General features: G+C 68.9%; 8 protein-coding genes. 7 read left to right on the top strand and 1 reads right to left on the bottom strand.

Annotated elements, in window-relative coordinates; genetic code table 11:
• Positions 1 to 98 precede the first annotated feature (98 nt).
• The 5 genes from M4V62_RS03200 to M4V62_RS03180 all read left to right on the top strand — a co-directional run bounded on the left by M4V62_RS03200 (position 99) and on the right by M4V62_RS03180 (position 9,003).
• Positions 99 to 1,634 (top strand): alpha/beta hydrolase, encoded by a 1,536-nt coding sequence (locus tag M4V62_RS03200; protein ID WP_249585663.1) that lies wholly within the window; start codon positions 99 to 101, stop codon positions 1,632 to 1,634.
• Positions 1,635 to 1,965: 331 nt separating this feature from the next.
• On the top strand, positions 1,966 to 3,129 hold the full coding sequence (locus M4V62_RS03195; protein WP_249585662.1) for an ATP-grasp domain-containing protein: 1,164 nt from the start codon (positions 1,966 to 1,968) through the stop codon (positions 3,127 to 3,129).
• A 153-nt stretch (positions 3,130 to 3,282) separates the two neighbouring features.
• On the top strand, positions 3,283 to 6,027 hold the full coding sequence (locus tag M4V62_RS03190) for a non-ribosomal peptide synthetase (protein ID WP_249585661.1): 2,745 nt from the start codon (positions 3,283 to 3,285) through the stop codon (positions 6,025 to 6,027).
• 14 nt (positions 6,028 to 6,041) lie between these two features.
• Positions 6,042 to 7,034: an NAD-dependent epimerase/dehydratase family protein gene (locus M4V62_RS03185; protein ID WP_249585660.1), complete on the top strand. Its 993-nt coding sequence runs from the start codon at positions 6,042 to 6,044 to the stop codon at positions 7,032 to 7,034.
• Position 7,035: 1 nt separating this feature from the next.
• Complete coding sequence (locus M4V62_RS03180; RefSeq protein ID WP_249585659.1) at positions 7,036 to 9,003, top strand: aminotransferase class I/II-fold pyridoxal phosphate-dependent enzyme; 1,968 nt, start codon at positions 7,036 to 7,038, stop codon at positions 9,001 to 9,003.
• A 6-nt stretch (positions 9,004 to 9,009) separates the two neighbouring features.
• Here the strand turns inward: M4V62_RS03180 and M4V62_RS03175 are convergent, their stop codons facing one another.
• Positions 9,010 to 9,456, bottom strand: a complete 447-nt coding sequence (locus M4V62_RS03175) for a cupin domain-containing protein (protein ID WP_249585658.1) — start codon at positions 9,454 to 9,456, stop codon at positions 9,010 to 9,012.
• Positions 9,457 to 9,569: 113 nt separating this feature from the next.
• On the opposite strand from M4V62_RS03175, the gene M4V62_RS03170 reads away from it, so the two are divergent.
• The gene (locus M4V62_RS03170) at positions 9,570 to 11,351 is read left to right on the top strand and encodes a carbamoyltransferase family protein (RefSeq protein ID WP_249585657.1); all 1,782 of its coding nucleotides are present in this window, start codon (positions 9,570 to 9,572) and stop codon (positions 11,349 to 11,351) included.
• Between the two features lie 140 nt (positions 11,352 to 11,491).
• Positions 11,492 to 12,970, top strand: a complete 1,479-nt coding sequence (locus tag M4V62_RS03165; protein ID WP_249585656.1) for an integrin alpha — start codon at positions 11,492 to 11,494, stop codon at positions 12,968 to 12,970.
• Positions 12,971 to 13,036: the final 66 nt, after the last annotated feature.

Genomic DNA, 13,036 nt, shown 5'->3' with positions numbered 1-13,036 from the left:
TGAGTTGGACAAAATCCGCCTCACGGGATGAGTCGCACGGCCGCTGAGCCAGAAATGATCTTTCTTGTCCAGTCATGCCGATCGGAAGGACCGTCCACATGCAAAGACGCCCGCTCGTCCCGCTGCTCGCGGTGACCGTGATGGCGGCTCTGGCCCCGGGCCTCGCAGCCGCCCCGGCCACGGCAACCCCCTTGACCCGTACGGCTCCTGACGTGGCCACAGCCGACGCCCTGCGTCCGTACACCCAGCAGAAGCCGGTCTGGGAGGGCTGCGGAGCCGACATCCCCGCCGCCTTGCGGTGCGCCACTCTGAAGGTTCCGCTGGACTATCGCGACCCCGGCGGCAAGAAGATCGACATCGCGATATCGCGGCTGAGGACCAGCGCCCCCGGCAAACGCCACGGCGTGCTCCTCTCGAACCCGGGCGGCCCTGGTGGCCCCGGCCTCGACATGCCGCTCCAGTTGGAAGAGCAACTGCCCCAGAAGGTGAAGGACCGGTACGACCTCATCGGGTTCGACCCGCGCGGCATCGGCCGCAGCACCCCCGTCCGGTGCGGCCTCAGTGCCGATGAGAACGTGCTGCTGCGCCCGCTGCGGACGTTCGACAAGAACGTCGCCTGGGCCAAGTCGGTGGCGGACAAGTGCCGTACGAAGGCGGGAGACACCCTTCCGCACATCACCACCCGCAACACGGCACGGGACATGGACGTCCTGCGGGCGGTCCTGGGCGAGCGGAGGATCTCGTACTACGGAGGCTCGTACGGCACCGCACTCGGCGCCGTCTACACGCAGATGTTCCCCCGGCGTGCCGACCGCTTCGTCCTCGACAGTGCCGTCGACCCGCAGCAGATGTGGCGCGGGATGTTCCGGACCTGGGCGCCGCAGGCCGAGCGGGCGTTCCAGCGGTGGACGAAGTGGACCGCCGCGCGCGACGCGACGTATGGACTGGGTGACACGCCGGCCGCGGTGAGCAAGAGCTTCTGGGATGTGATCGCCAAGGCCGACCGCGACCCGATCGTCGTCGACGGGGTACCGCTCGACGGAGCCGGGGTGCGCGAGCTGGTCCGACCGGAGTTCTACACCGTCCGCGCCGCCGCCGAGCGGGTCGTGAAGCTGAAGGAGGCTGCCGAGGAGCGGACGAAGGGGCCTGCTCCTGCCGAGGAGCCCCCGTCGGAGTTCGACATCTCCGCCGCCGTGGCCGTGCTGTGCGGTGACTCCTCCTGGCCGCGCGACCCCGAGACGTACCGCAGGGACTCGGTCCGTGACGCGGACCGCTACCCCTTGTACGGGGACTTCGCATCCGGTGTCGTGCCCTGTGCCTTCTGGGACAGGCCCGTTGAGCCTGTCACCGAGGTGAACAACAAGGTCCCCGCGCTGATCGTGCAGAACGAGTGGGACTCGCAGACCCCCCTGGTCGCCGCCCAGGTCATGCACCGTCAGCTGAAGGGATCGCGCATGGTGACGGTCGACGAGGGCGAGGGGCACGGTGTCTACAGCACGAACCCGTGCGCCGACTCCGCGGTCGACTCCTACCTGGCCACCGGCAGACTCCCGGCAGCCGACGTGACGTGTGAGGCGACCCCCGGCGAGCGGCGGGCGTCGTCCTCGCTCCCGGCCCCGGGCCCCTTGCGCTGAGCTGACGGCCACTTGCTGGGCTGACGGCCCCTTGGAGCGGGCGGCGACCGCCGCCCGCTCCAAGACACGTACCGCGTCGCCCTTCTTGTCTCTTCTTGTATATGCGGTGCCATATGAGCCCTGTTTTCCTGTACCGGCTGAATTAATCGCCTGTGTGCGAGGCGCTGCTATTCGCGCGAGCCATTCCATGCTCATTCGACTAAAGCTTTACTTGTGAGTTAAATCACATCTCGGCGAGCAAATGATCATGATTGCGCATATCCACATTCCTGTGACCCGTGTGACACGATGCAACGTGTTGGTTGGCTAGCTTTAATACGGGGAGACAAGCATGCCGACGATGATTGTTATCGGATACAGGGATGACCTCGACCAGGCGCTCAAGCGCCGAGGATTGGATCCCTGCTATATCGTGCAGGCGCCCGCGAGTGTGCCCAATGGGCGGCGCTTCAAGCGGGTCGCCGACATGGAGAACGTTCAGGAAGTATTGCGAGCAGTGCTCGCCGCCCGTGTTGATGATGTGGCAGGAGTGCTCACCGTCCACGAAATGGGCGTCTTTGCTGCCGCCTATTTGCGGCAGCAGCTCAGCCTCCCCGGCAATGCCGATTCAAAGGCCGCGCTCTATTTCCGGGACAAGTACCTCCAGAAGGGAAAGCTGCCGCCGCACATCAGGCGGGCGCGCTGTCGGTACGCGTCGAAGGACACCTCGTTCCTTGAGCTTTCCAAGGATCTCGGGGACGTCTTCGTCGTCAAGCCGGCGACCGGAGCCGGCTCGCTGCGCACGAACATCGTCCGCACTGCGCACGAGTACGCGCGGGCCTTGGAGCTGTTCCCGGGCGAGTCGGACGTCGCGATCGTCGCCGAGTCCTTCGTCGACGCCCCCGAGGTCTACATGGACGGCATCTGGAGGGGCGGCCGTCTGCAGTGGTCGTCCATGAGCAGCAACCACATCTCGCCGCTCAGCGCCGTGCAGGGCGGCATCCTGTCCGCGCACATCCTCGACAGGAGGCTGCATCAGGAGCTGTTCCGGCAGGCCGAAGAGCTCGCCGGGCAGGTGCTTGAGAGCCTTGAGGCACCTGACTGCGTATTCCACATGGAAGCGTTCGCGCAGGAAGCCGGACTGACTTTCGGCGAGTGCGCCATACGCCTCCCCGGGGCGCTGTCTCCGCAGGTCAACAAATTGACGTTCGGTGTCGACCTCTTCGACGTGGAAATCAGCCTGGCGCTGGGGGAAGAGCCTGCCGGGACTCCGGACAACGGCACGCCCGATCGCTTCTACGGATACCTGCTCCTGCGGCGCTCGAACGACGGAACACTCACCCAGCAGGACTTCGAGCGCAACTTCTCCTTCGACGAGATCTCATATCCTTCGTCGCCTGATGCGCCGATCGGTCCTTACGGCCGCTTCGGGCAGGCGATCGTGTCCGACCCGGACGAACTGAAGCTGCAGAAGACCATCGACGAAATCGTGCGCTTCAACGAGGTCGGCGGCTGACGGAAGCCGCGCACCCTGCGGCCGGATTCCGCGAGAAATTCTGGATCTGCGAGAAATTCCGAGCTCGGCACACATCTCGGGGCGCCAACTCGCGTCCGGCCTGAGCCGATTCTCAGCCATGGTGCTTTTCTCTGATCGGAGGTCGTCACCCCCATGCCGGACCAACCTCATGCTTCGACGCTCCCCCAACTGCTCGAGCGCGCGGCCCGGGACGCATCCCGAGGCATCACTTTCATCGGCGGCTCGTTCCTCTCGTACGCCGACTTGCGCGAGTGCGCCTGCCGCATTGCCCGAGGGCTGCGCGACCACGGCACGTCCCCGGGTGAACGGGTGCTGGTGTGCGCCCATGATCCGGAGACCTTCTTCCGCGCCTTCTGGGGGTGCGTCCTGGCCGGTGTCGTGCCCTGCCCGGTCGCGCCGCCGGCCGACCCGTCCCGATGGCGTACGCAGCTGGAACACCTGCGCACGCTCCTGGGCGACCCCTTGGTGATCGCGTCCAAGGAGACCCTCGGCGACCTGCCCGACACCGGCCTGCGGGCCGTGACGGTCGAGGAGTTGAGCCATGGCTCCGCCGGGCAGGACCAGCTCCCCGCGCCCGCCCCGGACGATCTCGCCGTACTGATGCTCACCTCCGGGTCCACCGGATCGAGCAAGGCCGTCAGGCTCACCCACGCCAACCTCCTCGCGGCGCAGGCGGGGAAGGCCGGGGCGCTGGATCTGGGGCCCGACGACACGTCGCTGAACTGGATATCGGCCGACCACATAGCGGCGATCGAGGCGAACCTGCTGCCGATGTTCAACGGCGCCGATCAGGTCATGGCGACTCCGGCCACGGTCCTCGCGGACCCCGTGGAGTTTCTCCGGCTGCTCGCTGCCCACCGGGTGCGCGTGACGTTCACGCCCAACTTCCTGTTCGGGCAGATCAACCAGGCGCTCGCCCAACGCCCGGTACCGCCGCAGGAGTTGGACCTCTCGCAGGTGCGGCACATCATTTCCGGCGGCGAGGCCACCGTGACCGGCACCGTCCGGGCCTTCCTGGACGCGCTCTCCCCGTACGGACTGCGCCACGACGTGATCGTGCCCGCGTTCGGGATGACCGAGACGTGCGCGGGCAGCGTGTTCAACCGTGAATTCGCCACCCGTGACCTGGAGACGGAGTTCCCTCCGCTGGGCCGTGCCGTACGAGGGCTGCACATCCGCATCGTCGACGGCAACGGCACGGTGCTGGCCTCCACCGCCGCCGGCCGGCCCACGACGGGCGCATCGGGGGAGGTGCAACTGCGTGGCACGATGGTCACCGACGGCTATTTCGGCAACGACCGGGCCACCGCCGAGGCGTTCACCCCCGACGGCTGGTTCCGCACCGGCGACCTGGGATGCCTCGACGCCGAGGGCCGGTTGACGCTCGTCGGCCGGACCAAGGACTCCGTCATCGTCAACGGCGTCAACTACTACAGCCACGACCTGGAAGCGGTCCTCGACGAACTGGACGGGGTGCGGCGCGGGCAGGTCGCGGCCTTCCCGATCCGGCCGGACGGCGCCGACTCCGAACAGCTCGCCGTCGCGTTCGTCCCCGCGGGCGATCCCGCCGACGACTCGGCCGTGTACCGCGCCCTCGTGGCGATCCGCAGCTCCACGGTGATGCACTGGGGCTTCAGGCCGCAACTGATCCTGCCCGTCGACGAGGCGGAGATCCCCCGCGGCAACCTCGGCAAGATCCAGCGGTCACGGCTGCGCGGGGCCGTCGAGGCCGGCGCCCTGGACGCGGCCGTCCGCAGGTCGGACGCGGTGACCTCCCGCTTCCTCGGCGGTTACGTGGCGCCGGAGGGCGAGGTCGAGATCGCCCTGGCCGATGTCTACGCACGCGTCCTGAACACCGGGAAGGTCCCGACGACCGCCAGCTTCTTCGACCTGGGCGGCACCTCGCTGGACGTGCTGCGGCTCAAACTGGAGATACAGACCGAGTTCGGCATCGACGACGTGCCGATGTCCACGCTCCTTCAGGCCCCCAGCGTGCGGGCCCTGGCCCGGCGCCTGACCGCCGCACGGAGCGCCGACGGAGACTCTGCCTACGACCCGCTGGTGCCCCTCCAGGTCACCGGCGACGGAACGCCGTTGTTCTGCGTCCACCCCGGCCTCGGGGAGGTGCTCGTGTTCGTCAATCTCGCCAAGTACTTCACCGGTGAGCGGCCGTTCTACGCGTTGCGGGCCCGTGGGTTCGGGCAGGGCGAGAGCCACTTCGCGTCGTTCGACGACATGGTCACCACCTATGTGGAGGCGATCCGGCGGGCCCAGCCGAGCGGCCCGTACGCCGTGGCGGGCTACTCCTACGGCGGAGCGGTCGCCTTCGAGATCGCCAAACGCCTTGAGGCCGACGGCGACGAGGTCAAGTTCGTGGGCGTCTTCAACCTGCCGCCGAGCATCTCCGGGCGCATGAACGAGATCACCTTCACCGACGGCGCGATCAACCTCGCGCTGTTCCTGGAGCTGATCGCCGCCGCCGACATCGAAGGCCTCACCGCCACCCTGCGCCCCCTGCCCGAAGCCGACCAGCTGGCCTACCTGGTCGACCACGCGCCCAAGCGGCGCCTGATCGAACTGGACCTCACCGTCGAGCGGTTCACCACCTGGGTGCACCTGGCGCAGAACATGGTGCACCTGGGCCGCACCTACGAACCCTCCGGGTCGGTCGACGACGTACGCGTCTTCTACTGCACGCCGCTCAAGGGCACCACACAGGAGTGGCTGGACGACCAGCTGCGCCACTGGGACGACTTCACCCGCAACACCAACCGGTACGTCGAGGTCGACGGCGAGCACTACACCCTGATGAGCCCGCAGCACGTGCAGACCTTCCAGGCAACGCTGCGGCACGAACTGACCCGCGCGCTCGGTTAAGGACGGACACAGGAATGCAAGGCAAGAAGATTCTCGTCACGGGTGGGACCGGGCAGGTCGCGATGCCCGTCGCAGAGGCGCTCGCCCCGGACAACGAGGTGTGGTGCCTGGGCCGGTTCGGCGACCCGGCCGCACGCAAGGCCCTGGAGGAGATGGGCGCCCGCACCTTCACCTGGGACATGTCCACCGACGAACTGGCGGAGCTGCCGGGCGACTTCACCCACGTCCTGCACTCCGCGGTGCACCGCGGAGACGGCAAGGACTTCGCGGAGACCGCGCGGATCAACGCGGCGGGCACCGCACGGCTGATGACCCACTGCTCCGGCGCCGAGGCGTTCTTGTACGTCTCGTCCGGGGTGGTCTACAACCGGGCCGACAGCACCCACCGGTACCGCGAGGGCGACGCCGTGGGCGGAGCGGTGCCGTGGCTGCCGACCTACCCCGTCGGCAAGCTCGCCGCCGAAGGGGTGGCGCGGGGCCTTGCCGAAGCGCTCGGACTGCCGACGGTGATAGCCCGGCTCAACATCGCCTACGGCCCGTACGGCCACGGCGGCGTACCCATGATCTTGTTCAAGCAGATGCGGAAAGGGCAGCCGTGCGCGGTGCCCCGCCAAGGGCAGAACTACTGCAACCTGCTGCACACCGATGACCTTGTCCGGCAGGTGCCGCTGTTGTGGGGCGCGGCGGGGACGCCCGCGCGGGTGGTGAACTGGGGCGGGGACGAGGAGGTCGGCATGACCGACCTGCTGGAGTACATGTCCGAACTCACCGGTGTGCCAATCCAGTTGGACCGCAGTGACTACAGCCGGGAGACGGCGATCTTCGACCACGAGGTCCGCCGGGGGCTGATCGGCGACTGTTCCATCGGCTGGAAGAGCGGCATCGCCCGCACCTTGGCCGAGGTGTTCGAGGAGTACCGCGACCGTATCGACGCGCATGTCATCGATGCGCATGTCATCGACGCGTACGCCGACGAGCAGGCGGCGGAGCAAGGAGCGGAGCACTAGCATGCGCGGACCCACAGATGCAGAGGCGCTCCAGCGGGTGCTGAGCGCCGCCCTCGGTTCCCGCGAACCGGTGGGCTCGCTGGCCCAACTGGACGTGGCCGACGGTGCGTTGAGCGCCTTGGACGCCGGCGTCCTCGAACGCCCCACCTTGGTCGGCGGCGCGGCCCTGTACAACCCGACCGGCCCCGCTCCCACTGCCCACACGGTCGATGAACTCGTGCGCCGCGCGGAGGCACTGGACGTCCCCCAGATCCTGGTGCCCCACGTCCGCCGCACCGACGACCCGGGCGCGCTGCGGGCGGCAGGATTCGTCCCCGTCGCCGCCGGGGCCGAGTGCGTCGTCCGCCTGACCGGGGACGTGGACGAGCTCCTGCGTGCCCGCGTCGGCGGCCGCAGGCAACGGGCCCTCCGGCGCTGCCACGAGGCGCTCTCCCATGACCTCACCTGGGAGCGGATCCGCCTGAGCGAGCTCGGCGGCGCGCCCTGGGCGCGCGACGCCTTCGTGGAACTCCACCGCCGCCGCGCGGAGCGGCACGGCGGCGGCCACAATCCGTACGGCGCCGATGCCCTCGACGCGCTCGCGGACGGTGTCCTCGCGGAGCGCACGGAGATGCTCGTGCGCCGCCGGGGGGACAGCGTGGTCCACGTGGCGCTCACGGCCAGGTCCCACAACGGCCGGGGGCTCTACCACCTGACACAGGCCGCCGACCCCGACGATCCCGCCGCGGACAGCGACCTCCACGTGACGGCCTTGTACGGGCTCTACCTCGATGCCCGGCGCTCAGGCCTGCACTGGGTCCATCTCGGCCCGGGGGAGAGCCACGACACGCGCTGCCACGGAGCCGACCTGTTCGTCCCCCTCGACCACTGGCTGCGCGCCGAAGGCCTGACGGCCCGGGAGGAAGCGCCGGGGGAGTCGGCGCTGTCGCGTTTCGCCGCGCCTCCCGTCACCACCGTGCCGGTCCCGGGGCCGGCGCGCGCCCGCCGCCTGCCGAGGTTCGACACCATCGACCTGTCGAGCAACACCAATCCGTTCCTGGGCGCCGCGGGCCAATACCCCCACCTCGACACGGCGGAGCTCGCCGAGACGTACTTGTCCACGATCTCCGGGCTGCCCGGCCACGAGGGCACCGGAGCGCTGACCGCGGACCATCTGCTGTTCTCCAGCGGATCGGTCGACGGCGTCATGCTGCTCCTTGCGGCCCTTGCCTCGCCCGGTGAGAGCGTGTGCGTCACGCCACCCACCTTCCCGCTCTACGCCCACTTCGCCCGGCTGCTGCGCCTGCCTCTGGTCGAGGTGCCCCTGCGCGGCGACGACCTGTCCGAGCTCGACACCGAGCGGATCCTGGCTGCCGATCCGCGGGTGACCATCCTGTGCGATCCGAACAACCCGGTCGGGACCAGGCTCGATCCGGCGCGGGTGCGGCCCCTTGTCACCGGCACACGCGGCCTTGTCGTGATCGACGAGGCCTATGTCGAGTTCAGCGAGAAGCCCTCGTACGCCGGTCTCGTCGCCGAGCACGACAACCTCATCGTGCTCAGAACCCTCTCGAAGGCATGGGGTCTTGCCGGTGCCCGCTGTGGGATCGCCCTGGCGCAGCCCGGCATCATCGACGCCCTGCGGCGGGTGCAGGTGCCCTTCGGGTTCACCGACGCGTCGCAGAGCGCCGTACGGGATCGGCTGACCGACGCGCGGCGGGTGCTGGCCAGCATCCGGCACATCCGGGCCGAGCGCGACCGCATGGCCCGGATACTGGCCGAACACCCCGCTGTGGAGCGGGTGTTCCCCTCGGAGGCCAACTTCCTGCTGCTGCGGCTCCACAAGCACGAGCGCGTCATGGAGCAGCTGCACGACGCGGGGATCGTGGTCGCCGACGTCGGGTTCCTCATCCCCGGCACCTGCCGTGTCTCCATCGGCAACCGGCGCGCGAACGACGCGCTGCTCGCGGCGTTCTCCGCCGCCGTGTGAGCCGGATCAGGAGCCGACGGTGTCATCCGACGGAAGGGGTTCGTTCGCCCCGTCCTTGATCTCGACGACCACGAACGACAGGACTTCGTCGCCGATGTTCTTCAGGTCATGGAGGTGGTATTGCCCACTGGAGAAACTGAAATACCGGGTCTGCCCGCGCACGTACGCTATTTCGCGGCTGCTGCCGTCACTCGCGTGCTGGCGGGCCTTGCCATGGGTGAGGGCGGTCCACGAGTAATCAAGTACGTGCCGGTGAACGGGAATACGCTCTCCCGGCTGGAGATGGGTCTCCCAGACACGCACCGATTCGGTCTCTTTCACCAGCGCCTGGCCGATGCATCCGTTATGGGTGTTGTTCTCGAATTCCTTGTGCAGTGGAGGGCTCCAGCGGTCGAACCCTTCGGCGACGACCGTGCTGGTCAGCGGAAGATCGGCGGATGAATTGCTGCCCACGAAGCGGTTCCTTTCGGTCCTTGGTGTGCGTCGATGGCACCCTAACTGACATATGCGCGAGCCAAGTAGCTGTTCCTGTCATGCAATTGACCCCATGAGGAGGCTGAACGCCTGTGATCGTGCTCGGTTACAACGGATTCACGAGGGGCGCGGAGCTTTTCGGACGTCTCTACGGAGCGACCGGAGTCGGCCGCAATCTGCTGGTGGGTCACGACGCCGCGGCGGCTCTTGCCATCGACGGCGAGGTGGTCGCCGCCGTCGAGGAGGAACAGCTGAGCCGGGTCAAGAAGACCTCGGATTTCCCGGCGAACGCGATCAGTTGGTGCCTGGAATCCGCCGGTGTCGAACTCGGCCAGGTGGACGTCGTCGCTTTCCCCTGGCGCTTCTCGCCGACCGTGGCCGAGGAGATGATCGCGCGGATAACCGCCGCCGACATGCCGGTCGCGGCCAAGTTCGACGCCCTGCGGCGCACGGGCGAGCTCTACACCGACATGCTCAGCCGCGAGGCGGTGTACGGCGACTTCGTCCGGCGCACCGGCCACGCCCTTGACCCCAACAAGCTTGCCCTGGTGCCCCATCACCTGGCCCACCTCATGTGCGGCGCCTATCTGGCGGGCGGCGACGACGCGGCCTTCCTGGTGAGCGACGGCCGGGCCGAGACCCTCTCCTCTGTCATGGGTGAGCTGCGCGACGGGGTGGTCCGTCTCTTCGACGAGGGCACCGTCGACATGGCCAGTTCGCTCGGCGTGGCCTACGGAAGGATCACCCGCTACCTGGGGTTCGTCCCCAACAACGACGAGTACAAGGTGATGGGCCTGGCCGCCTACGGCCCGCCGCCGCAGCACAACCCGCTGCTGGAGCACGTCGTGCGGTTGCACGAGAACGGCTCGTACACCCTGTCCATCCCCAGTGACATCGGCGCCTACTACGCGCTGTTCGACGACCTGTTCGGCGGCGACAGCGAGAAGCGCGAGGAGTTCGACTTCCGGGTCAAGGTGGCCGGTCTGGCCCAGCACATGGTCGAGGCCGTCACCGCTCATCAACTGCGGGCGCTGACCGCCGCATCCAGCCTGGACACCCTGCTCTTCGAGGGCGGTCTCGCGCTCAACTGCGTGGCCAACACGAAGATGCTGGAGCGGTCATCGTTCACCGGCATGGAGGTCAGCTTCGGGGCCAGCGACCCGGGTGTCGCCATCGGCGCGGCCGTGTACACCGCCGGCCTCAGGAACCTGCCCGCGGACGCGGTCACCACGCCGTACCTGGGCCCCTCGTACGATGAGCGGCAGATCCTCGACGCACTGGCACAGTACGCGGACCGCGTCGAGTGGCAGGAGGAGCCCGACACCTCCGTGGTCGCCGAGAGGACGGCGCAGCTGCTCGCGGGGAAGACCGTCGTCGGGTGGTTCCAGGGCCGCGCCGAGTTCGGACCGCGCGCCCTGGGCAACCGCAGCATCCTCGCCAACCCGGCCCACCCCGACATCAAGGACATCATCAATCTCCGGGTGAAACACCGGGAACCCTTCCGCCCGTTCGCGCCCGTCGTCCTCGAATCCGAGGCTCCCCGCGTCTTCGAGATGGGCAAGAAGACCTCGTCCCCGTACATGACGTTCGTCTTCCCGGTGCGCAAGGAGTTCCAGGAGCGGATCCCCGGCGCCTGTCACGTGGACGGCACGGCGCGGGTCCAGACCGTCGACGAGCGGCAGAACCCCGCCCTCGCGGAGCTGCTGCGCGCCTTCACGGCGCGGACAGCTGTGCCCTGCCTCCTCAACACCTCCTTCAACGTGGCCGGTGAGCCCATCGTCTGCTCACCGCGAGACGCGCTGGAGTGCTTCCTCGCCACCGAGATCGACTGCCTGGTCATCGACCGGTTCGTGGTCACCAAGAAGAGCGGCTGAGCCGGGGCCGGCCCCTGGAATCGAAGGCCGCGTACAACCCTTGTGCCCCATGCGGTGTCGAACAGGGCGCCGGACAAGGAACGGGCCCTTTCCGGACACCCTCGCGCCTGCCCGGCCACTTTCCTTCACAGGAGCCGCTCGTGCGCAAGAACCGTTCGGCCGCCCTCGCCGCGGCCTCGTTCCTCCTTCTCACCGGGGCGTGCATCGCTGCCGCCCCCTCCGCTGTGGCAGGCACCCCCGGGGGTACGCACGCCAACGACCGCAACAGTGACTTCAACGGCGACGGATATGAGGACGTGCTGGTCGGAGCCCCAGGGGCGACGGTCAGCGGCCAGAAGGGAGCCGGTCTCGTCACCGCCCAGTACGGCTCCTCCAGAGGCATAGGCACCACCTCCGTCGCCCGGTTCAGCCAGTCGACGGCCGGCGTCGCGGGCGCCGCTGAGGCGGGTGACGGCTTCGGGAAGGCCGTCGCCACCGGCGACCTGGACGCGGACGGCTTCGACGACGCGATCGTCGGCATCCCCGGCGAGGACATCGGCGACACGGCGGACGCCGGTGGTGTCGCGATCCTGTGGGGCTCGAAGCAGGGCCTCAACGGGGAGGCGAGCGACTGGCTGGAGACCCAGGAGCCCACCAAGGGCGAGCAGTTCGGCCTCGGCCTGGCCGCGGCGCACTTCACCGGCGAGACGCCGGGCGACGTGCTCGCCGTGCTGGACCGTGACGACCTGGAGCTCTTCGCGTACGACGCCGCGCCGCAGGCCGATGGGCAGGCCCCGCTGAAGCGGCAGGCGACCGAGCGGCTGTCCGCTGCGGCCGACGGACGCGACATCCTGCCGAAGTCGCTGACCACCGGCGACTACGACGACAACGGCTACGCGGATCTCGTCGTGTCCGGCGTCTCCGTGGGCGACGAGCCGGGGCACGGCTGGTCCGCGCACTTCTCGGGGAACGCCGACGGCCTCGCGTACGAGCAGGATCTGCGCGGCGGTCCCGTGGCCGCGTCCGGCGACATCAACAACGACGGCTACGACGACCTGGTGACCGGCGAGCCCAACTCCCCCGACGACGGGGGCGAAACGATGACCGGCGGTCTGGTGGGCGTCCGCTACGGCGACGCGGACGGCCTCAAGGACGAGGCCAAGTGGTGGACGCAGGACAGCTCCGACGTGCCCGGCACCGCCGAGCGCGGTGACGGCTGGGGCGCCGATCTGTCCGTGGCGGACACGAACGGCGACGGCTACGCGGACGTCGCGATCGGCGCACCGGGCGAGGACATCGGCACGGTCGCGGACGCCGGAGCGGCATGGGTGCTGCGTGGTTCGCACGAGGGCATGACGGGGATCGGCGCCAAGTCCTGGGACCAGAACTCCGCTGACATCCCCGGAGTGGCCGAGAAGGGCGACAAGTGGGGCGCCCAGGTGCGCCTGACGGACCCGAACCGCGACGGCCGCTTCGGCCTCCTTGCCGCCGCGCCCGGTGAGAACGCCGGAGACGGAGTGGTGTGGGTCCTGTCCGCCGGGACGGGCGGCGTCACCGCGTCGGGCTCCTGGACGTACGGGGCCGAGTCGCTCGGTGCGCCGGGCACGGCCGCGGCGTTCGGCGCGGCGATCGACGAGTAGGGGCCGAGGGGCCCATGGCGGGCCTTGCAGCAGGCCATCCGAACGTGGTCGTGAGCGGCCTACGTA

It is taken from the genome of Streptomyces durmitorensis, assembly GCF_023498005.1.
Taxonomy (GTDB): domain Bacteria; phylum Actinomycetota; class Actinomycetes; order Streptomycetales; family Streptomycetaceae; genus Streptomyces; species Streptomyces durmitorensis.
Note: the sequence above shows the minus strand (reverse complement) of the source record. Positions and strands in the feature narration are given on the sequence as shown.

Bases quoted from the DNA above. Each gene is read 5' to 3' on its own strand.
- M4V62_RS03200 (WP_249585663.1), top strand. From the start codon at position 99: ATGCAAAGACGCCCGCTCGTCCCGCTGCTCGCGGTGACCGTGATGGCG.
- M4V62_RS03195 (WP_249585662.1), top strand. From the start codon at position 1,966: ATGCCGACGATGATTGTTATCGGATACAGGGATGACCTCGACCAGGCG.
- M4V62_RS03190 (WP_249585661.1), top strand. From the start codon at position 3,283: ATGCCGGACCAACCTCATGCTTCGACGCTCCCCCAACTGCTCGAGCGC.
- M4V62_RS03185 (WP_249585660.1), top strand. From the start codon at position 6,042: ATGCAAGGCAAGAAGATTCTCGTCACGGGTGGGACCGGGCAGGTCGCG.
- M4V62_RS03180 (WP_249585659.1), top strand. From the start codon at position 7,036: ATGCGCGGACCCACAGATGCAGAGGCGCTCCAGCGGGTGCTGAGCGCC.